At 68.2% G+C, this 21,049-nt stretch carries 17 protein-coding genes; 1 reads left to right on the top strand and 16 read right to left on the bottom strand.

What is annotated here, in order from left to right; all coding sequences use genetic code 11:
• Positions 1 to 464: 464 nt before the first annotated feature.
• A complete protein-coding gene (locus KHO41_RS38810) occupies positions 465 to 872 on the top strand; it encodes an ABZJ_00895 family protein (protein ID WP_211958523.1) in 408 nt (135 codons plus the stop codon).
• Positions 873 to 1,101: 229 nt separating this feature from the next.
• On the opposite strand, the gene KHO41_RS38805 is transcribed toward KHO41_RS38810, so the two are convergent.
• From KHO41_RS38805 to KHO41_RS38730, 16 genes are all read right to left on the bottom strand, one after another.
• Positions 1,102 to 2,016, bottom strand: coding sequence for a hypothetical protein (locus KHO41_RS38805; RefSeq protein ID WP_211958522.1), 915 nt, complete (start codon positions 2,014 to 2,016; stop codon positions 1,102 to 1,104).
• A gap of 53 nt (positions 2,017 to 2,069) precedes the next feature.
• On the bottom strand, positions 2,070 to 3,221 hold the full coding sequence (tssA, locus tag KHO41_RS38800) for a type VI secretion system protein TssA (RefSeq protein WP_211958521.1): 1,152 nt from the start codon (positions 3,219 to 3,221) through the stop codon (positions 2,070 to 2,072).
• A gap of 7 nt (positions 3,222 to 3,228) precedes the next feature.
• Positions 3,229 to 7,368 carry a type VI secretion system protein gene (locus KHO41_RS38795; RefSeq protein WP_211958520.1) on the bottom strand — a complete coding sequence of 1,380 codons (4,140 nt, stop codon included), beginning with the start codon at positions 7,366 to 7,368 and terminating at the stop codon, positions 3,229 to 3,231.
• A gap of 37 nt (positions 7,369 to 7,405) precedes the next feature.
• On the bottom strand, positions 7,406 to 8,158 hold the full coding sequence (locus KHO41_RS38790) for a DotU family type IV/VI secretion system protein (protein ID WP_211958519.1): 753 nt from the start codon (positions 8,156 to 8,158) through the stop codon (positions 7,406 to 7,408).
• Positions 8,159 to 8,183: 25 nt separating this feature from the next.
• Complete coding sequence (gene tssK / locus KHO41_RS38785) at positions 8,184 to 9,512, bottom strand: type VI secretion system baseplate subunit TssK (protein WP_211958518.1); 1,329 nt, start codon at positions 9,510 to 9,512, stop codon at positions 8,184 to 8,186.
• A 66-nt stretch (positions 9,513 to 9,578) separates the two neighbouring features.
• Positions 9,579 to 10,091, bottom strand: a complete 513-nt coding sequence (locus KHO41_RS38780; protein WP_211958517.1) for a hypothetical protein — start codon at positions 10,089 to 10,091, stop codon at positions 9,579 to 9,581.
• A 31-nt stretch (positions 10,092 to 10,122) separates the two neighbouring features.
• A complete protein-coding gene (locus KHO41_RS38775) occupies positions 10,123 to 11,553 on the bottom strand; it encodes a dicarboxylate/amino acid:cation symporter (protein ID WP_211958516.1) in 1,431 nt (476 codons plus the stop codon).
• Positions 11,550 to 12,251, bottom strand: a complete 702-nt coding sequence (locus KHO41_RS38770) for a cysteate racemase (RefSeq protein ID WP_211958515.1) — start codon at positions 12,249 to 12,251, stop codon at positions 11,550 to 11,552. Before KHO41_RS38770 ends, KHO41_RS38775 begins: the two co-directional genes overlap by 4 nt.
• 22 nt (positions 12,252 to 12,273) lie before the next feature.
• Entirely contained in the window at positions 12,274 to 13,548 is a 1,275-nt protein-coding gene (locus KHO41_RS38765) for a dicarboxylate/amino acid:cation symporter (protein ID WP_211958514.1), read from the bottom strand.
• A gap of 20 nt (positions 13,549 to 13,568) precedes the next feature.
• Positions 13,569 to 14,576: a substrate-binding periplasmic protein gene (locus KHO41_RS38760; RefSeq protein WP_211958513.1), complete on the bottom strand. Its 1,008-nt coding sequence runs from the start codon at positions 14,574 to 14,576 to the stop codon at positions 13,569 to 13,571.
• 19 nt (positions 14,577 to 14,595) lie between these two features.
• Positions 14,596 to 14,880, bottom strand: coding sequence for a hypothetical protein (locus KHO41_RS38755; RefSeq protein ID WP_211958512.1), 285 nt, complete (start codon positions 14,878 to 14,880; stop codon positions 14,596 to 14,598).
• A 7-nt stretch (positions 14,881 to 14,887) separates the two neighbouring features.
• Positions 14,888 to 15,274 carry a DUF4280 domain-containing protein gene (locus tag KHO41_RS38750; RefSeq protein ID WP_211958511.1) on the bottom strand — a complete coding sequence of 129 codons (387 nt, stop codon included), beginning with the start codon at positions 15,272 to 15,274 and terminating at the stop codon, positions 14,888 to 14,890.
• A gap of 4 nt (positions 15,275 to 15,278) precedes the next feature.
• Positions 15,279 to 16,001: a toxin-antitoxin system YwqK family antitoxin gene (locus KHO41_RS38745; RefSeq protein WP_211958510.1), complete on the bottom strand. Its 723-nt coding sequence runs from the start codon at positions 15,999 to 16,001 to the stop codon at positions 15,279 to 15,281.
• 8 nt (positions 16,002 to 16,009) lie between these two features.
• On the bottom strand, positions 16,010 to 17,938 hold the full coding sequence (tssI, locus tag KHO41_RS38740; RefSeq protein ID WP_211958509.1) for a type VI secretion system Vgr family protein: 1,929 nt from the start codon (positions 17,936 to 17,938) through the stop codon (positions 16,010 to 16,012).
• A 4-nt stretch (positions 17,939 to 17,942) separates the two neighbouring features.
• On the bottom strand, positions 17,943 to 20,639 hold the full coding sequence (tssH, locus tag KHO41_RS38735) for a type VI secretion system ATPase TssH (RefSeq protein WP_211958508.1): 2,697 nt from the start codon (positions 20,637 to 20,639) through the stop codon (positions 17,943 to 17,945).
• Positions 20,640 to 20,651: 12 nt separating this feature from the next.
• Positions 20,652 to 21,049, bottom strand: a 398-nt coding sequence (locus KHO41_RS38730) for a type VI secretion system baseplate subunit TssG (RefSeq protein ID WP_211958507.1), incomplete at its 5' end; no start/stop codon positions are given.

Raw genomic sequence — 21,049 nt, 5'->3', positions numbered from 1 at the left:
CCAGCCAAAAAAAGTGGGGGCCTGTCGAAAACTCGGGCCGCCTTCCCGCTGAAATACAACAAGGCGGGAAAAGCCCAGCGCAACACCAGGCCACAGGTGCCAAGAATGCGGACAATACGTGCAGTTGTTGCAGTACATAACATTAGGGTCGCCGGACGAGTCGCCGTGTCTCGACTTACTGTTCGGATAAGGCAAGCCGAAACTTCTGTTGAGGCGACAGGAATTAGCGGGCCGTTCCTCGGGGTGTGAAAACATCCGGGGTCGCGTCGCCCCCAATCGGACGGTGTATGCCTCTCCTCCACCTGTGTACCGGCTACTCCCGCTGAGATATCAGTACCCTCTTGGTGTGGGCTCGAACATTCCCGGCGGGCGGGCCCACGCATGATCTGCGCAAAGGATGTGGCGGCCACTTGAAGGCGCTCCTCCGATGGCCCATTTCATACAAGCTTGTGGAGGTCTCGATCGTGTCACTCAAAGGCTTCTTCATCCGTTTCACTGTCGCCTACGTCGTGTTGCTTGCGGCAATCACAGTCACGCTGGGACTATTCGATATCGATGCCGGCTCAGCAGGCAGCATCGGCGCGCTCGCGGCGGCGGTGACGTGGAGCTCTTTCTCGTTTGCTCGCATCAACAACCGTTCTTTTGATCGAGAAGAAAAACGCTACGCGGTCCTTGGCATGGTTGGGATCAACATCGTCGTGCAAGTCCTCGGGATTTCAGTTCTTGTTGCTGCGGAACCGAATCGAATCGCGCCCGGTGCCATGTTGTTCGGCATTCTGTTTGCGGCGCTTGCGCACGGGGTGCTCATCTGGTTCTTTGTCGGCCTTGCCGAGAAGCAGTTCGCACAGCAAGCAAAAACCATTGGTCGATAGACCGGCAACGCGAGCGGGCGCCGATCGCCCGGCGCGTGATAGGATCGCCATCTGCAGAGGACGAGCCATTGCACTTCCGCGTCCAGCGCGGAAGTGATTTCGTCGCAGAGCCCCCTTCTGATAATCATCAGCGACGGCATCCGCGCTGCGCCTGGCACTCAAGTTGAATGCGGTGGACGATGCCGTCGACACGAGCCCGAGTGTCCGCACCCGGGCGCGTTCGTTGGCCTCAGGATGAACGCTGGTCCTTGGGCTTGTAGTTGTCGACCTGGTTGGCCGACTCGAAGCTGGCGCGGTTCAGGCTGAGGAACGACTCCGCAGAAAACGGTGCCTGCAGTTCGCGCACCACGTCGGCACCGACTGAGCGGACGCGGTCCCAGGTGGTGTTGGTCTTGTTGTCGTGATGCACGCAGAAGTCGCCGCAGTCCTTGTGGTGGGACATGATGATGGCGGCAACCTGGGTCTTGGCGGCCGGCGTAGCCGCGGAGTTGGCCAGGTAGTCCTCGGCCCTGGCGGACTCCAGGAAGTGCTCGCGCACCTGGTTCTTGTAGTCGGTCACGCTGCTGCGGCATTGCTGCGACCACGTCGAGCAGGCGCTCAGCAGCGCCTGGAGCTCGGCAACCTTGTTGTCGAAGATGTCGAGGCGCCGCTCCGCCTGCGCGACCTTGAGGGCCAGGTCCAGCTTGCCGGCGCAGCGCGCGGTGCCATTTTCCGTGCCCACGCGCCCGGTCGCATTCCACGCGTCGCCGGCGGCCTTCATCTCGTCCACCGAATGGGTCACCTTGAAACGGTAGCGGTCCATGTCGGCCACGCTGGCTTCCTTGAGCGAGAACTTGACATGTTCCTCCACCGTGATCGGCCCTCCCCTGTTCAGCTTGCGGGTGTGCATGTAGCTGCGCAGCTTGCCTTCGATCGCCGTCTCGGCCTGCGAGATCAGGCCGCCGATCACGGGGATGGGGATCAGGCTCAGCGAGGCCCGGCCGATCGCAGTCAGCCCCCCCAGCGCCTTGGAGGCGAAGGAGCCCTTTGAGTTGATCGCGCTGCGCAGGCCATGGAAGCGAGCCGAATGCCCGATCCGGGCCATAACGCCTTTGTTGGAAACCTTCTCGGCTGCATAGACCCAGATGTCGCGAGTTGTCGGCATGGTTGTTGTCCTTAGAAAAAACGGGGTTTCCGCATGGATTCAACGGTTCAGGGCTATTGCTGTTCCAGCAACGCCAGGTAGCGATGGACGTCGCCGTCCTCGCGAAGGATGTCGCGCATCAGTTCTGCAAGCGGCATCTGGCCCCAGCTCACCGCGCGCCTGAGCAGGTAGGGCGTGGGGCTGTGCGGCTCGTTCTGCGCCAGGAAATCCGCGATTTCCTCGAGCAGCCGGTAGGCATGGGTCCGGTTGGCAATGCCGTTCGCCGGTTGGCCTGGGGCCAACCCGGCGCCGGCCACCGGGGCCGTGACCAGGGGTTGAGCCGCTGCCCGTATCGGCTCCTGCCATTCATTCATGCTGACCTCCGTTGCGATCTCCGCTGCGGCATCCATGACCGCCGACGCACCGGGGTCCGGCGCCTGTTCCTGCAGCACTTCGTCATAGCCCTGCAGCAGCGTGGCGACAGCGCGCTGCAGGCGCTGCAGTGCCTCCGGCACGCGCCGCAGGCTGGGGGCTTCGCCGCCGAGCCGGGCATCGATGGCGAGATCGAACTCGTGCCAACCCTGCATGGCAGCGTCGAGCTGGCGCCGCATTGCCACCAGCGCAGCCTGGTTGCGCCCCTCGCCGGCGCGCCGCACCAGGGAGTCGCGGCTCAGCCCCTCCTCACCGCCCGTGGCCGTCCGTTCCCAGCGCTCCAGAGAGACCGTGGGCACATCCAGATCGGGCAAGACCAGCAGCGGCACGTGCAGCGCCAGCACCAGCGGCAGCGTCTCGTTGAGCCAGGCGAAGGGCGCGCAGCGCGCGTCGCTGTCGCCGTGCTCGATGGCGGGATGGCCGTCGTCCCAGTAGTGCTGCGCCAGCGCGCTGAGGGCGCGTGTGCCGGCCACAAAGCCGGCCACACCGTGCATGTGGGTCCAGGCCTCGCACAGCCAGGCGGCCAGCTGGAAGTCTTTGCTGCGGCCGACCAGCGCCTCGCTGCACAGCGCGGCCACGCGGCCCCAGTCAGCCTTGGCGAGTGGGCGCTCCCACTCGCCCATTGGCAGCGTGGCGTCATCCTGATGTCGCGCGGCGCGGACTGCCGGATAAAGGGCGTCGTAGCGCAGCGAGATGCCGGCGGGCGCGTCGCCCGGGACCGGGCTGATCAGGGTTTCAAGGTCCAGCGGCGGCACGCCCGCGGCTTCGGCAAGATTGGGCGGTCTCATAGTCATAGCGATCTCACAGCGGGTGCCAGTCGGGCGCACGGGTCGGGAAGCTGCGCGGCCACGGCAGCGGCGTCTTCTTGCCGGCCGGGGTCAGCGCCATGCGCAGGAACACGCGGCCCTGTCCCTGCTTCGGCACGGCACTCAGATCTGCCGGGGTGGCCGGTGCCAGCGGGAAATCGAAGCGCAGCAGCGAGGCGGCACCCTCGGCGCGCACCGAAGGATCCGCCACACGCTGGCGCCCGATAAAGGAAATGAGCGCCCAGGGGTCGGCAAAGCGCCAGGTCATCGACCTGCCGTCGGTGGACAGTGCGCGCTGGCGCGGGTCCGCCGCGGCCTGCAGCGGCGAATCCTTGGCGAAGCGCAGTGTCAGCATGACCGGCATGCCGTACTCCCAGCGCAGCGAGCGCGGTGCCTCCTGCTGAGACAGGCTCTGCGCGCCCACGCTCAGGCTCCAGTCGATAATCTGGTTGCCGGCCAGTTCGGCGCTGCGATTGACACGGAAGTCAACGTTCACGTCGTAGCCGCCGGGTGTGCTGTCATCCACCGGATACAGTGGTGATAGCAACGTCCTGACCTGCTCGAAGCTGTCCATGAACTGGTGCACTGGCATGCCCGAGGACAGACCCTTGAGCGGGCCGTCGCCGCGTGGCTCGCGATAGACCGTCGAGACCTGCTCGTAGCGCTTGAGCACGCGGCCGAGTTCGCCGTAGTCGGCCATGGTCTGCTCGGCCGGGCTGGCCCCGCCCTGCACGGCTGCGCCAAAGGGCGCGTGCCCTGCCACGCGTTCATTGAAGATCGCGGAGAAGCCGTCCCACTGGCGCTGCAGTTCAGCGAAGTACCCCTGCGCGCAGCGCGCCAGCAAGCCCTCGTAGACACGTGCCTGGAGCGTGGCGAAGTAGTCGTCGGCACCGCGCGGCAGGCGGCTGGCGAAGCGGCCAAAGCAGCCCCCGCGGCCGCCATCGGCGGCCATTCCCTGGATGAACTGCTCAAGCATCAGCAGGTGGCTGTTCGGGTTCTTCAGCCGGTAGCGCTCGAGGTCGCGCGTGATGGCCAGCCAGCGCTGCGCCAGCGGCGAGGCGGCATCGCCCGCGTTGAGCACGCCCAGGTAGAGCGAGGCCTCGCGCCCCAACGCCAGCGCGCGTCCCGACTGCTGGTCCAGGTAGGGGCCGAGGCCGGCCGCATCGCTCAGGCCGAATGCTGCCAGCATCGGCGACCGGCTGCGGGCATCGCCGCCGGACTGGCGGATGGCATAGAGTTCGGACTGTTGCAGGGCCTCGTCAACCGCGCGCAGATGCGCGAGCGCATCGCGCGAGATCAGCGCATCGAGATCCTCCACGCGCGCCGTGGCGTGCATCTCGGCCAGGGCGGTCTTGATCTTCACCAGCCGGCCCAGCGCGGCCTCGAACGCGGCGCTGTCGCTGCCGGTGCTGCCCGCGGCGCCGGCCGGCGCGACCACCGCGGCTGCCGCCACCTGGTCCATCATCAGCCGGGTGAACTGCGCGTCGATGCTGCGGGCCACCGTATCGCGCGAGGCGCCCGGCAGGTCGGCCAGGCCTTCGCCCACGAAGCGCTTGCGGGTCTCGGCCAGGGTCATGGCCTGGTCGAGCTGCTGGCGGTCCCAGTTCACCACCGTGCGCGCACCGAGCGCGGGCAGCGGCAGGTCACGCGGCGCAGTCATGAAGGGCTGGCTGACCAGTGCGGCCAGGCGGTCGCGCAGCGCCAGCCGTTCGGGCGCCACCGCGTAGCGGCCCTCCTTGTCCTGCCAGACGATGCCCGCCTCGGGACCGCTGAAGCGTTGCGCCAGTTCCTCGCGCAGCGCGGCGAAGCCGGCCCGCGAACGCTCGCGCTGGCGCGCCACCAGGTCCTCGCCCAGCAGGCGGCTGCGCGTGGCCTGCGCCAGCAGGCGCTCGTAGGCCTGGCCGGGCGCAAACTGCGGCTGGCGCAGCCAGCCGGCCTTGCCGCCCGCGAGCAGCTCCTGTTGCGTAGCGATGCCCGCCACGATCCCGCGATAGTCGCCCAGCACATGGCTGAAGTCCGTGCCGGCGCCGCCCAGCGCCTCCAGGCCGTCCCGAACCGATCGCTCCGCCACCAGCAGGGCGTTGTCGCTGAACAGGCGCGCCTCCAGTTGACGCGCGCCCTTGTCGTAGCTGCAGCGCAGCGGCTGCACCACCTGCGTCGGGCCTATCGCCGGCGCACTGCCGATCATGGCCTGTGCGCCGCGGCCGGCGCCGCCGTCGGTGCGGAAATACGACAAGGTGCCGGAGACATCCCCATGCAGTTCCGCGCCCAGCGCATAGCGCACTACCGTGCGCAGCGCCTCGCTGCGCCCTTCACCGCCGTTTTCCAGGCGCTGCAGTGCTGACAGTGCGGCATCGAACTGGTCGACCGCCCCCACATACTGCTGCAGCGCGCGCATCTCGGGCAGGTCCTCGATCGCGAGGCTGCGCGGACCGCCCGCGTCACCGCGCGCGCCCGCGGGCGCCGCGCAGTCGTCGCCGATCACCAGCTCGGCGGTGCTCGGGTCGCGCACGACACCGGTGAGCTGGCTGACGCGCGCCAGCATCTCGCGGTGGATCGTGGGCAGTGCCACCTTGCCGAATTCGCGCTGGAAATGCTCGCGCACGCGCTCGTCCAGATCGTCGAACGGGCTCCAGGAACCAGGCATGAACACGGACCAGGTCGACTGCGCCATCAGGCGCTGGTTCATATCGATCAGGCCGAGCGTCTGGCGCCGGTACCACTCGGGCGGCAGCTCCTGGCCGGCCTGCTCCGCCTGCGCACGCTGCTGGCTGGCATTGCGCAGCCCACCCAGCGCTGCCAGCAGCTCCGCCTTGCGTTGCCCGAGCTGCCAGGTGTTCACCGCCAGGCCGACACCCCACACCCCCAACAGCGCCACGCCGCCCCAGCGCAGCGCGCGGTGCACCACCGGGCGAGCCAGGTGCTGCGAGCGCGAAGGCCGGGTCAGGCCGTATTCCAGGAAGATCTTCTTGTCGAACAGGTCGCGCAGGAAGGCCGGCTGCAGCATCAGCTCGGTCAGGTGCGTGCCACCAGCGACACTGCCTTCGCCGGCGTCCAGCACCGGCTCAATGCGCTCCGGCAGGCTCTCGCTGTCTTCGCGTTCCCGCTCCAGCTCACCGCGCGGCACGCCGCTCAGACCCTGCGCCGCCAGCTCGCCGCTGTCGCCGGTCAGGTAGACGCCTCGGAAGAAGAACGGCTCGTGATAGGCGCTCGGGCGCAGCAGCTCGTCGATATAGCGCTGCAGCTGCGCGCGCATCGCCTCGATGCGGGCCGGCAGCAGCAGCAACTGGCGCGCGTCGAGGTCGGGCGGCGCCGCCGCCAGCAACTCGGCGGCGCTGTCGGACACGCTGCGCACGATCGACGACAAGGCAGCCTCGACCCAGTCCGACTGGTAGGTGGCGGACAGGTCGTAGGGCGAGGACCAGCCCAGCATGCTGGCTCGCATCGGCTCGGGCAGGTCCCGCGCGAACTGGGCGAAACCCGGCAGCGCTTCGGCGCCGGTCACCACCACGTAGACGGCGAAGCGCACCGCGAAGCGGTTCTGCGCGAGCCACAGACGCCGGTGCACGAGCTTGGCGCGCCGCACCAGCTCGAGCTGCGCGTCGGTGTCGTCCGCCAGCAGCTTCGCCGCCGGCACCGTTATCACCACGCTGTCGAAGGGACGCTGCGGACGGTAGTTGCGGCACAGCCCGAGGAACTCGTCCCAGGGCTTTTCATCGCCATCGTCATCGGGCGAACCGAGGTAGCCGGCGTTGATGTCGATCACCACGCCACGGTCGAAGAAGTGCCACGAGATCCCCTGGGTCGCGGCCGCATTGGCGGCGTCGGTGCCAAGCGCGCTGGACACGCCCGACTGGGCGATCGGCAGCGGCCGGGCGTCGTCGCCCTCGTTGAGCACCATGATCCAGGGGATGTTGTAGCGCTCCGCGCGCGAAACGAGATTCCCCTCGATCAGTTCGATCGCCTGGCGAAACGCCGCGCGCAGCGTATCGGTGCGCAGCCGCACGATCTTGCGTTCGCCGGCGGGCTTGGCGCGCCCGCCCTGCGCCGCGTAGTACAGCACCAGGCCGAGCACGGCAAATGCGACCAGCGTCAGCACGCCGATCGAGATCAGGAAGAGATTGCTGGTCAGCATGCCATGGCTCCCCCGCTGGCTTCAGCTTGGACGCGGCTCATGGATTGGCTCCCACCACCGTATCGGCGCGCAATGCCTGGCGCAGCGGCCACGACTGCCACAGCCACAGCACCTCGGACAGGGCCAGCAGGCTGACCAGGCTGAGCGCGAACACCACGGTCCAGCGCGTCATGGTCGGCAGCTTGCGCGGCGCGATATGCGAGAGCGTGTGCGCGTACGCCGCCTCGCTGACCACGCGGTCGCGCCCGCTCAGGTCGGGACGGCGCTGGTAGACAAACTCATACAGCTCCTCGCGCAGACTGCGCAGGCGCGCCTCGGCATCGGCGCCGCGAAAGCGCCCCTGGAAGCCCAGCGCCAGCGCAGACAAGTACAGCCGGGCCAGTTTTCGGCGCGATGGCTCGCGATCCAGCAGCAACTGCTCAATGCGGCGGAACACCTCATCGCCGGCGATATTGGTGCGGAACAGCGCGGATTCCAGCAGGTGGGCATGCCACTGCGCCTGGCCCGCCCAATCGGTGTTGAGCAGGATCTCGTCGGCCAGCACCGCCTTCAGGTAGCGGGCGTCGGCGACGTCCTCCATCTCGAAGCGCGTGCTGTCGCGGCGCGACTGCAAGGTCTGCAACTCCAGCAGGTTCAGCAGGTGGCGGCTCATGCCCTGCGCCACCGCCTCGGGCGTGGCGTCGGCACTCTCGGACAGGCGCGCCTGGGCATTGACCAGTTCGTCCAGGAAGGCGCGGAACTGCTCACCGGCGAGATCGTCATCCTCGGCTTCGGGTCGATAGCGTGCCATTTTCAGATTGCCTTCATGTTGTCTGTCATCCCTTGACGAACAGCAGTACTTCTTGCGGCCGTTGCGCGCTGGCACCTTCGTTCGGATTGCCGATCACCATGGCCTCGTTGCCGTGGATCAGCGCCGGATCGGCCTCGATCTCGAACAGCACATAGCCGGAGCCCGCGCGCACGCCGAGTTCGTCGGCATGCTCGACGACGCGGCGCGCGGCGCCGAGCACGCGATGCGCACGCAGCGACGGATAGGCCGACTGCGAGCCCACCATGGCGCCATCCATCCATGCCCGCAGGTCGCGTTCGGACTGGCCGCGCAGCCCCACCACCAGGTGTTCGCCGATCCAGTCAGGTTGCAGCGCGATCTCGAAGGCGCCGTGGCGGAACTCGAACTTGTGCTCGCGGTAGGCCTCGCTGACCTCTGCCAGCGACTCGCGCACCGCACGCAGCAGCGGCGCGAACGCGGTCATAGGGTTGGCGTGGTCGTAGTCGTGCGGCACCGGCGGCAGCGCACCCGGGCGCAGCATGCTGAGCGACCCCAGCAGCGAGGCGAGCGCCAGATACAGCGCAAGCGGATGCAGATGGGGCGTGCGCAGCACCGCCTCGACCAGCGGCAGATCGCTTAGCAGGCAGCGCAGCCGGTCCCTGAGTTCAAGCTGGGTCAGGCGATCGTCGGCCTTGGAGGATGGCACCGCGGTCTGCTTGGCAACGAATGCGGCCTTGCTGCGCAACTGCCCGAGCATCGACGCCACCGCCGTCCACAAGGGCGTGTCGCGCCCCACCTCGAGCAACGGTGGCAGACGCTCGCCCAGCCGCACCACTTCGTTGTCCTTGTAGGCCGTGCCCAGGCACAGCGATACATAGAGCGAGGATGGCTGTGCGCCGGCACTGAGGGCAAGGTTGGGCACCAGCCGTGCAATGTCCGCCGGCGGCGCCTGCGATACCTCATCCTCGACCGGGGCGCCGAGCACCGAGCGGAAGCGCCGCACCTGTGCGTCGCGCCGCATGGTCCCCGCCACCGGCAGCACCAGGTGGATGTCGACCGTGCCGCTGGCGAGCTGCTCGGCAAACGGTGCCAGCGACAGTTCCAGCGGCCCCAGCCGTTCATCGTCGCCACTGTAGGAGACCGCGGTGCCGTCCGGCATCACCGCGTCGAGTTGCAGCACGCGCACGATGCCTACCGGCAGCAGGCCGGTGTCGAACACCAGGCGCCGAACCCCCCAGCTGAACGGGGCCGCTGCCAGCGTCTGCCAGGCCACCAAGGAATCGAGGCGGGCTGCCAGTAACTGGAAATGCTGCGGTGCCAGCAGCATCCCTTCGTGCCATTCGACACGGTCGACCAGTGTCAGGTTGTCACGCATGGACGGCTCCACCAGCTACCGCGGCTGCGGCGCGATGCCGGCCATGGGAAGAAGATTGCAGAACACTCATTTGCTTGTCGAGACGCTGACGGCACTGCTGTTCAGCTGGACTGCCAGCGTGCCGCTGAATTGATCGATCCGGACGCGATGTGCGCCCGGTTCCGGGTAGTTGGCAAATACGAAGACGGCCGTCACACGCGGGCCTTCAAAGTCCTGGGGCGGGACTTCCAGGCGCTGTCCCGGCACCAGTTCCCAACTGCGAATACGCAGGCTCCCAGGGTAGGTATTGCTGAGATCGGTCCGGCCCGCGAACCATTTGGAGGCGGGCAGATCGACCAGCCGGCCCTGCAGCGCCTCGTCGCTGACCAGCACCACGTCGACCGCCACCGGGCTGTTGCCGTTGGCGTCGTCGGCGGCATTCAAGACAACCTGTTTCCACTTGACGCGCTCGCCCTTGAAACTCAGGAACGACGGCGCCGCGCAGCCGCCCAGCAGCACCGTCGAAGCCGCCAGCGTGCCTGCCAGGAGCAGTCCACCTGCCCTACGCGCAATGCCACGCCAGATCGACACTACCTTCATTGCATGTCTCCAGACTGTCGGCGGACGGCCATCATTTGGCGCCCACCCCGATTCCCATCAGCACGATCAGCGCCGCCGCGGCCAACCCGCAGGCGCCGAGCAGCATCATTTGCGCGCGTGTAAATACCAGCCGCAGCACCACGCCGCCGCGCGGCTCCATCTGCACCGGCTGCGGCGCCGGGCGTTCGCTGGGCAGGCCCACCGACACCAGCGCCACGACGGCGCAGGTGCAGATCAGGCCGAGCGCGTTGCGCGGACCGTCGCAGATCGGGTCCACCGCCAGCAGCAGCACGCCGGCGGCTTCCACCGGCAACTGCAGCGCGGACAGCACCACACCCGCGTAAGCCACCGTGCCGACGCCGTTCTGCCCGGCCGACAGGCAGGCAGCAACGGTGGCGGCGCCGGCAATCCAGACCAGCTCGCCGGCACCGATCGGGTGCCCGTACAGGTTGGCCACGAACACCGCCACCAGCCCGAAATACAACGCCGAGCCGGCGCGCAGGAAGACCGAGCCGAACGGCACCGTCAGTTCCACCAGCCCGCGCGGAAAGCCCAGGCGCGTGCTCATTACCTCGATCGCATGCGGGATCGGCGCCGTCGCGCTGCCCGAAGCCAGGCCGACCATCATCGGCCCCTTCAGTTCGGTCATCACCTGCGCCAGCGGCAGCCGCGCGCAGCGCGCGATAGCCAGCGCCGCAGCCACGCTCAGCAGCAGGCACAGCACCGTAAAACTGGACAGCACCCCGGCCATGGCCTGTACCGTGGCGGAGTCGGTATGCATGGTCAGGTGCGCAGCCAGCCCGAACGCCAGTACCGGCAGCAATAAGTTGGCGTGAGCGATGATGCTTTCGAACGTGCGGTAGATGCCCTCGAACACGTTGCTGAGCATGCTGGTCTGCTCGCGCGACAGGGCCGCGAACGCCAGGCCGAACAGGATGGTGCCGGTCAGGATGCCGAGCGTGTGGCCCTGCGCCAGCGCGCGATAGAAGTTGTCGGGGACGATGTCTTCCAGCTCCGCCGCCGGCACCCCCACACTGGCCGCGCTGTCGTCCGCGCCCCGCCCGGCCAGGTCCATGCGGACCTCGCCACCGTCGGCCACCTGCTTCAGGATCAGCTGGCCCAGCTCGCCGCCTGCACTGTGCGTCAGGCCGGCACCGGGCGCCATCAGCACGCCGGCCAGCGTGCCCGCCACCGCGCACAGCGCCAGCAGCGCCACGCCGACGCCGAGCAGGGTGCCGGTGCGCAGGCCCGGCCGCGGCAGCGTCAGCACCTGGCGCAGGCCGAAGAAGGTGGCCACCACCAGCAGCGGCACCGACGCCATGTTGACCACTGACAGGTAGAGCTGTCCGAACAGCCATGCCACAGTGCCGAGCGGCGCCATCACCATGCCCGCGCCAGCGCCGGCCACCAGGCACAGCAGCAGGCCCGGAAAGGAGTTGGAGAGCCAGCGCAGAGCTTTCATTGGGCCTTGTTCCAGCCGCGCTCCATGGCGAAGGCCACGGTGGCGCGCGCCAGTTCGAGGGTGCTGTCGATCATCGTCAGCGGCGCCGAGCGGAGCTGGCGCAGCGCCACCGGGATTTCCGTGCAACCCATGATGGCCACGCCAATATTGCGCGCGGCAAGGGAAGCCAGCACAGCCTGCAGGGCTTCGCCCGCGGCCTCGAGCGCGCCGGCCTTGACCGAGCGGATGCAGGTGTCGACCTGGACCTGCTCGGCTTCGTCCGGCACCACCGGCTGGATGTCGCGCTCGGCCAGCGCGTCCTGGTAGATGCGCGAAGCCAGCGCGCCGCGCGTGGCCAGCACCGCCACGCGGCGGGTGCCGTGCGGCAGCGCCGCCACGCAGGTACTGGCGATATGCAGGATCGGCGCGCTGCTGCGCTCCCGCAACTGGGGGTACCAGTGATGCGATGAGTTGCACGGAATCACCACCAGCCCGACCTGGTTGCGGTTGAGCAGGTCGATGCCCGCCAGCAGATGCGGCAGCGGCAACTCGTCGCCAGCCAGGATCGATCGCGAGCGATCCGGCGTGTGCGGCAGGTGCGCCACCACCATGGGCAGATGCTCCTGGTCGCAGGAGGCATCGGTCAGCCGAACCACGCGGTCCATGAAGTCCACCGTCGCCAGCGGCCCCATGCCGCCCAGAATGCCAATCATCGCCATGACGCGCCTCGTGCTGTCAGAGTCAGATCTTGAGGGGACGCGGGCAGATCACCGAGACTGCGGCGGCATTACCGATCACCAGGATCAGCGTGCGCAGCATGTCACAGACGGGATCGACCGCCAGGAACAGAATGAAGGCCGCCTCGAACGGCAGGCCAAGGTAGGCGCAGGTCATGCCGACCAGTGACACGGTGACAAGGCCGGTCATGCCCGCCGAGGCAAAGCCCGCCAGCACCGAGGCCATCACCACCGTGGCGATCTCGACCGGGCCGAGCGCGCGCCCGTAGAGCTGGGCGATAAACAGCGTGGCGCACACGTAGTACACCATCGGCCCCACCCGCAACAGCGACACCGCCAGCGGCACCAGCAGCTCCACACGCGCGCGCGCAAAGCCCAGCCTGTCGACTAGGCTTTCGATCATGCTGGGCATGCAGGCAGCGCTGTTGCGCGTGGCCAGGGCCAGGGCGAACGGCGCACGCAGTGCGTTAAGGGTGTCGCTCAGGCTCTGGCTGGAACGCTTCCAGATGATGGCCACCGCCAGCGCCAGCAGCAGCACCGAGGCCACGAAGAAGGCAATGACGAACTGCAGCATGGCCTGCAGCGGCTCGAAGCCGGACTTGCCGAGCTGGGCCGCGCTCATGCAGAACAGGATCACAGGCAGCGGGTAGCTGAGCCAGTGCATCAGCTTCTGGCAGGCGTGATAGATCGTCTCCAGCGACAGGCTCAGGCCAATCGAGATGCGTTCCGGCACGCGTCCCACCGCCAGCCCGAACAGCAGCGCGAACACCAGCGCCTTGAGCGCGTCGCCATTGGCCAGCGCGGCGAAGATATTGGTCGGGATCAGGCTGGTCAGCACATCGGAAAACCGCAGCGACTTCTCCGGGATGTCGGCACCGTACAGGTTCATGACGGTATCGCTGGAATTGCTGTCATGGCCGACCATCGCGCCGAAAGTCTGCATGGTGGCGGCGGACAGGTTGGTGCCCGGGCTCAGCAGCATCAGCACCACCGCGGCCACCAGCGCCACCAGCACCGAGGCGCCGATGAACACCGTCAACACCCGGATCAGCAGGCGCGAGGCGCCGCCGTCGCGAAACAGGCGCTGCAGGCTGAAGATCACCGCCGACACCATGAAGGGCAGCGTGGTCATCTTGAGCAGATCCACGTACAGATCACCCACCACGCCGAGCGGCTGCGCCATCGCGGGCCACATGAGGCCCATGGCGCCGCCCAGCGTCAGGCTCCCGATCACGACCCACGGGTTGAGGGCAAAGGCATATAGCTTGGTCGTGTTCATCTTGGTTTCTCTCCTGGTGTTTACTGCGCGGCGGCTTCCAGCACATCAGCCACTTCGAGGTGCTTGGGCCGCTCCGCCAGGAACTGGTTGACAAAGGCCAGCAGCGCCGGCGCAGACACGTTAACGGCAATGCCGAGGGTGTCCTCGAGATCGTGCAGGGTCACCACGCGCAGGCGCAGCGCTGCGGTCGGGTCCGCCTTGAGCACGCGCTTGACCTCGAATTCGTCGCGGTAGACCGCGGTGACCTGGCCGGCGTCGAGCGCCTTGAGCGCGCTGTCCCAGGTCGGGTAGCGGGTGACAAAGGCCTTGGGGAAGTTGCTGGTCACGTATTCGGAGTAGGAGGAATTGCCGACCACGCCGATCGAGCTGTCATAGGCGCGGATGACGTCGGGCACCGGGCGGCCGCGCGCCAGCTGGGCGAACTTGACGCGGTTGAGCAGCAGCGCGCGGTTCAGGCGCAGGTAAGGCGTGCTGAAGCTGATGATCTGGGTGCGTGGCAGCGTGCGCGACAGCTTGCTGACGGCCATATCGGCCTTGCCCTGCGCCAGCAGGCTGACCACACCGTCGAACGTGGTGGCATCGCGGTTAAAGCGCAGTCGGACGTTCAGCTTCTGCGCCAGTTCGCGGGCCAGGTCGATATCGAGCCCGAGCAGCTGGCCGTCGCGCTCCTGGAAGAAGGGAGGCTGGTCGACCTTGAGCACCGCCACCACCAGTTCGCCACGTTCGTAGATACGGGCAAACTCCGGCGCCAGCAAGCGGCCGTCAGGCATCTGCACCAGGCCGGTGGAGGTCACCACCGGCGAGCCGGCGGGAGTCGACGTACTGGCCGATGTGCTGGCCGACGCATTGGCCGGGAGCGAGCGGGCAGCGGCCGGCGTGCCGGCGGCCGCTGCCGCTACCGGCAGGCAGACCGCCGCTGCGGCCAGCACGCAGGCCAGCGGGGAGCGCAGCGTCGCGGCGGCGCGGCTCAGGCGCGAAGAGAATGCGCGCGACAGGGTCAGCGCAACGGGAAAATCAGCAAATGACATGGACGAAATCCGCTCGGTTTCATTGAATCTTGGGGGGGCTGGCAATAGTCGCCACTTCGGTCGCCACTTCGGTCGCCACCTCGGCGACGGCGCCGGGCGCGCTGGTCTGTGCCAGCGCGGGCAACTGGCCTGACTCCGGCGCCGGCTGTTGCGCTGGCATCTGCATTGGGGCGGCGGCCGGGGCTGGATGCGCCAGACGGGCGCCGATCTCCATACCCATCAGGAACAACAGCGCGCACAGCACCACCGCGCAGCTCACGGCGATGGCTACCATCCGCGAAGTCATGGAAAAGACGTAGGTCATATTGATATCAGGCAGTCATCACGGTGGTCTGGCCCGGCGCCACGATCTGGATCACCCCGCCCCAGGCACACATCAGCTTGGAAGAGTTCTGCAGCGCAGGCATGCCGCCGATCAGCACGGTGGGCGAGCCCGGCATCCACGGCGCGGTGGTCACAGGCACGCAGGGCATCGGCGTGAGCGCGCCCAACGCTGCCGCGGTGGCTGCCGCCACCACCGGATTGGCCATCGAGTTGCAGCTGCCGAATGGCGGAACATTGACGATCGGCTTGTTGTCCATCACGTTGGCCGCCGGCGCGCCGGCCATGACGCGATTGACCGGCAGCACGCACAACGTCGATGGCGCCGCGCCAAAGCTGCACTGCATGGTGGTGCCGGTATTGACCTGGATGCCCATCGCTTCAGCCCCTGACCCAGCGCTCGAGGCGCCGGGAAAAACTCGGCGCGGCGGCGCCATTGTCGGTTGCGGCCGCCGCGCGCCATTCGCCGCGCGGCTTGCCATCTGTGTAGTCGCGCTGCCAGCTGACACGGCCGGCCTCGTCGAAGCGGCGTGCGGTGCCATGCAGCAGGTCGGCGCGATAGGGCTCGGACAGCGTCAGGGTCCCGTCCGCCGCATAGCTGCGGGTCTCCCCTTCCAGCTTGCCGGCACGGAAGCGGCTGCGCCGCACCACCACGCCTTCGTGCAGCCAGATCGCTTCGCCTTCGAGCAGGCCCCGGCGAAACACGGCCTGCGCCACCAGTTCGCCCGCAGGTCCATAACAGTTGCGCTCGCCTTCGAGCACGCCGTTCACGTAGTGCTCGCGGCAGGCCAGGCGGCCTTGCAGGTAGCTTTCGCTGGGACCGTGGGGCAGCCCACCGGCATAGTGCGAAGCCAGCACCGGCTCGCCGGCTGCGTCATAGTTGCGCAGCCATCCCGACAGCTTGCCCGCCACATAGTTGGCTTCCAGCAGCAGCGTACCGTCCGGGGCGAAGCGCTCCATGCGGCCGTGCGGCAGCCCGCCGGCCAGGCCACAGCGCGACAGCAGCTGGCCCGCGGCGTCGCGCTCCTCGACGACTTGCATGTCGGCGGGGGCGGGGGCGGTGCTGGCGTTGGCGGCAATGTCCAGGGGGGCGGTGGCGTGCATCGGCGGCTTCAGTTCAGTTTCACCATGGCGCCCTTGAGCTCGAGCATGCCGCCGCTTTCCACCGTGTGCGAGGCCGAGGCCTTCTGCTGCACGGTCAGGCCCTCGCCGCTCAGCGTGGTACCTGCCTTGTTTGCCAGCGTGGTTCCCGCCTTGTTGCTCAGCGAGGTGCCGGCCTCGAGCGCCACCGAGCCTGCCGACTTGATGGTGATGGCGCCCGTCACGTCGATCACCAGATCGCCCGACACCTTGAGCTTGTAGGTCCCGCTGACCTCCTGGGTGAAGGCAGCGCCGTTGGTGCGGGTCTCGTCACCGCTCACCTCGAGACTGCGGGTGCCGCTCACCTTGTGGGTCTCGTTGCCCGACTGCACCTCGACCAGCCGGTCGCCCTTCTGCACAACATGCGACTCGCCGGCGCCGACCACGGTGGTGGACAGCTTGTTTTCCACCGCCACGTTCATGTCGCGCTGCGCGTGCAGGTAGAGCTCCTCGGCGCCGGATTTGTCCTCCATGCGCAGCTCGTTACCGGCACTCCCGTTCTTGGACGTGCGCGAGCGGATCACGCTTTGGGTCTGCATCGAGGGCAACGTCACGGGCGGCGTCACCTGGCCGTTGTAGACGCTGCCGGTCACCAGCGGCCGGTCGGGGTCGCCGTCGACATAGCTGACCACCACCTCCTGCCCGACGCGTGGCAGGAACAGGTGGCCCCAGCCCTGGCCGGCCATGCCCTGCGCCACCCGGACCCAGCACGAACTGTCCTGGTCTGCGCCGGGCGCCTGGTCCCAGTGGAACTTGAGCTTGATGCGGCCGTGCTGGTCCGTCCAGATTTCCTCGCCCTGGGAGCCGACCACGGTTGCGGTATGGGTGCCGGCCACCAGCGGACGCGGCGTTACCAGCGGCGCGCGGAATGGCACCGCCAGCGGGAACACCGTGAAGCTGTTGGCATAGTGGCTGCCGGCCACCGAGTGCTCGACCGCACGCACCACGTACTCGGCGTTCAGTGCCGCATTGACGTGGCCGCTGAGGGTGAAGGTACTGCCTGCGGCAAGGCCGTGACAGTTGCTCTCGCCGCTGCCGGAGCGCGCCTCGACCTGCTGCGCGGCCACCCGCACCGCCGCCTTGCGCGCAGCATCCGAGGCATCCTTGTGGCGCCCCGGGAAAATATACTGGCGCGCGCCGGGCGCGCTCGAGTCCGGCTGCGCACTGCCCTCGCTGGTCTGCGCCTGCACATAGTCATAGTCGACCAGCACGTGGTTGGCCGGGCCGAGTCCCTGTTCCATGCGGAAGGCCGCCAGCATCGGCAGGCCCGCCGCCTGCTCGCCAGGCTGGCCACCCCACAGCTCGGCCTCGTTGGCCAGCGCGGTGTGGGCCGAGGGACTGTCACCCAGCACCATCGTGTGCGCGCCGTCGGAGAAGGTGAAGTAGTAGAAGATGCCCTCTTCCTCCATCAGCCGCGAGATGAACTGCAGGGGGCTTTCGTCGTACTGCACGCAGTACTCGCGCACCGGGTAGCGCGAAGCGGTGACGCGCGCGTCGAAAGCCACCTCGAACTCGCCCAGCACGGTGCGGATGATGTCGAGCGCGCTCTGGTTCTGGAAGATCCTGCGGTCACGCGCCAGCGTCAGCAGCCACAGGCGCGGCGCCAGCTCGGCGCTATAGAACGCATGGCTGGGGTCGGCGCCGGTATGGGCGAAGCGCGTCACGATGCCGTTGAAACAGCGCAGGAAGCCGCCCGACCGCTGCAGCTTGACCGTGACCTTCTGGCCAACGATGCGGCTGGCATCGAGCGCCTTGTCCGCGGACCGCATGCGCAGCTGGAAGGAAAACAGCTCGGAAAGCGCCTCGCGCCCGGCAAACCCGTCGAGCAGCAGCACATCGTCGCCAAACGGCGTGGTGACCGTGGCGAAGCTGTCGGACTGGGTGGCGGTGGCCGGAATCATTGCCTCAGGCCTCCGCTGGCGGCAGGAAACGGAAGGCCAGGCCGCCCTGCGCGTCAAGCGAGAGATGCACGCCGCCGAACGGCTCGGCGATCGACATGCGCTCCAGCACCTGATGTGCAAGCTCCGGCAGCACCGACTGGGTCAGGATATGGTCGACGTTGCGCGCGCCGCTGTCGACTTCGCTGCAGCGCTGCACGATGGTGCGCGCGAGCGCGTCGTCCCAGGTCAGGCGGGCGTTGTGGTTGCGCTCGAAGCGCTGCGCCATCCGGCCAAGCTTGAGGTCGACGATGGCGGTGATCTGCGCATCGCCCAGGTGGTAGTAAGGCACCAGCACCATGCGCGCCAGGAAGGCCGGGCTGAAGCGCTGCAGAAGGGCCGGGCGCAAACGCTCGACAAGTTCTTCCGGGGGCGGGCGCCGGCCGCCTTGCGAGGCTTCGGTGATGACGTCCTGGGCCGCGTTCGAGGTAAGCAGGATGACCGTGTTGCGGAAGTCGATCGGTACGCCTTCGCCGTCTTCCATCATGCCCTTGTCGAACACCTGGAAGAACAGCTCCAGCACGTCGGGGTGCGCCTTCTCCATTTCGTCGAGCAGCACCACGCTATAGGGGCGGCGCCGCACCGCTTCGGTCAGCACGCCCCCGCGCCCGTAGCCGACATAGCCCGGCGGCGCGCCCTTGAGCCCCGATACGCTGTGCGCCTCCTGGAATTCCGACATGTTGACGGTGATCATGTTGCGCTCGCCGCCGTACAGCAGGTCCGCCAGCGCGCAGGCAGTCTCGGTCTTGCCAACGCCGCTCGGGCCCACCAGCAGGAACACGCCCACCGGCTTGCCGGGGTCGTCGAGGTCGGCGCGGAAGGTTCGGATGCGCCGCGCGATCGCGTCGAGCGCCTCGTCCTGGCCAACCACCCGCTCGGCCAGCTTGTCGTGCAGGTGGAGTACGGTGTGAAGCTCGTCGGCCAGCATGCGGCCCACGGGGATGCCGGTCCAGCTCGAGATGACCTCGGCCACCGCCCCCGAATTGACGCATACCGGCACCATCGGCTCATCGCACTGCACGGCCTCCAGGCCCTTTTCAAGCCGCGTCAGGTTGGCGCTCAGCGATTCGGCGCTGTCGTCGCTGTCTTCGTTGTCCTGCGCATCCGCGCCCGCTTCGCCACCCGCCTGGCCGGCCAGGCACGCGGCGATCTTGCGCCGCCACGCCAGGATCTCGTCGACGACGCGCTTTTCCACCACCAGCTTGTCGGACAGGCGCGCATGCTGGCTGCGCGCTTCCTCGAGCTGCCGCGTGGCGGTGGCGATCTCGTCGGCACGGCTGGTGCCGGTGGCCGCCTCATGCCGCAGGATGCGCAACTGGTTCTCGGTGTTTTCGATGCTGCGCCCAAGCGATTCGATCTCTGCCGGCACGCCGTTCTGCGCGATCGCCACGCGCGCGCAGGCGGTATCGAGCACGCTGATCGCCTTGTCCGGCAGCTGGCGTCCCGACACATAGCGGTGCGACAGCTTGACCGCATCGCGCACGGCATCGTCGAGGATCTCCACGCCATGGTGCGCTTCGAGCTTCTTCACCATGCCGCGCAGCATCTCCACGGCCACTGGCTCGCTCGGCTCCTCCACCTTGACGATCTGGAAGCGGCGCGCCAGTGCCGGATCGCGCTCGATGTACTTCTTGTACTCGGCCCAGGTGGTCGCGGCGATGGTGCGCAGCTCGCCGCGTGCCAGCGCCGGCTTGAGCAGGTTGGCGGCATCGCCCTGCCCTTCGCTGCCGCCTGCACCGATCAGCTGGTGGGCCTCGTCGATGAACAGGATCACCGGTACCGGCGAGGCTGCGACCTCGGCAATCACCGACTTGAGCCGGTTCTCGAACTCGCCCTTGACGCCGGCACCGGCCTGCAGCAAGGCCAGATCGAGCGAGCGCACCGAGACATTGCGCAGCGCCGGCGGCACGTCGCCAGCCACGATGCGCTGGGCAAAGCCTTCCACCACCGCGGTTTTGCCGACGCCGGCTTCGCCGGTCAGGATGGGGTTGTTCTGGCGGCGGCGCAGCAGTACGTCCACAAGCTGGCGGATCTCGCCGTCGCGCCCGCGCACCGGGTCGATCGCGCCTTCGCGCGCCAGCGCCGTCAGGTCGATCGTGTATTGGTTCAGCGCGGACTTCTGTGCGCCGCCGGCGCTGGCCTGCGGCATCGCCGGCATGGCGCGCCCGGGGCCATCGGCCGGCACGCCGCCGCCAACGCCGGCACCCAGCAGCACGGGCAGCGCCTCGCGCAGCGCCGTGCGCGGAATCTTCAGCAGGGACGGCGCCGAGTCCAGAAGCAGGCCGCGCAGGCTTTCCACTTCAAGCAGCGCCAGCACCAGCGTGCCGGCGCGCACCTGCTGCTCGCCCAGCAGCATCGAGCTGAGCAGCCAGGCCTCCTGGAACAGCGGCGAGAAGTTGGGCGACAGCGCCGGGGTGCGGCCATTGCCGCGCTTGAAGCCGTCGATGGCCTTGTGAAGCTGCGCCAACAGCGTCTCGCGCGCAATGCCGAAGTGTTCGAGGATGACGTGCAGGTCGCGCGCCTCGACCTCCAGCAGTTGCACCAAGAGGTGCTCGACATCGACGTTGTAGTGGGTGTGGCGCACGCAAAGTTGCGCCGCAGCCTCCATCGCGTGGCGGCATTCCGGATTAAGCCGGCTCAGCAGTGTGCGGATATCGATGTCCATGCTTGTCTCGGATCATGAAAGCGTGTCGGCGCCGGCACGCAGCGACAGCCGCACCGGTGCGGGCCGCCCGGCAGCACCACCGGCCAGCCACGCAGTCCAGCCCAACCGGGCGCCGCCGCCCAGGCGCGTGGCCGGCCGCTCGGCAACTTGCAGCGCGAGCTGCACGTCGAAGGGTTGCGATGCATGGCTGCGCACCAGCCATGCCACCAGATCGTGATCGGGGCCACCGGGCAGCAGGCCTTCCAGCCGGCGCGCGTCCGGCACCTGCAGGTCCAGGCCAATGCCGGCGGACTGGTCCCAGCACCGCCGGCCCAGCACCGCGCCGCCGCCGAGCTGCGTTCCGGGCGCGCCACGCCCGGCCAGGCGGACCGAGTCGGTGCGCTCCACCGCCATCCAGCCGCCGACGAACT

It is taken from the genome of Cupriavidus numazuensis (assembly GCF_905397435.1).
In the GTDB taxonomy this organism is placed as follows: domain Bacteria; phylum Pseudomonadota; class Gammaproteobacteria; order Burkholderiales; family Burkholderiaceae; genus Cupriavidus; species Cupriavidus numazuensis.
Note: the sequence above shows the minus strand (reverse complement) of the source record. Positions and strands in the feature narration are given on the sequence as shown.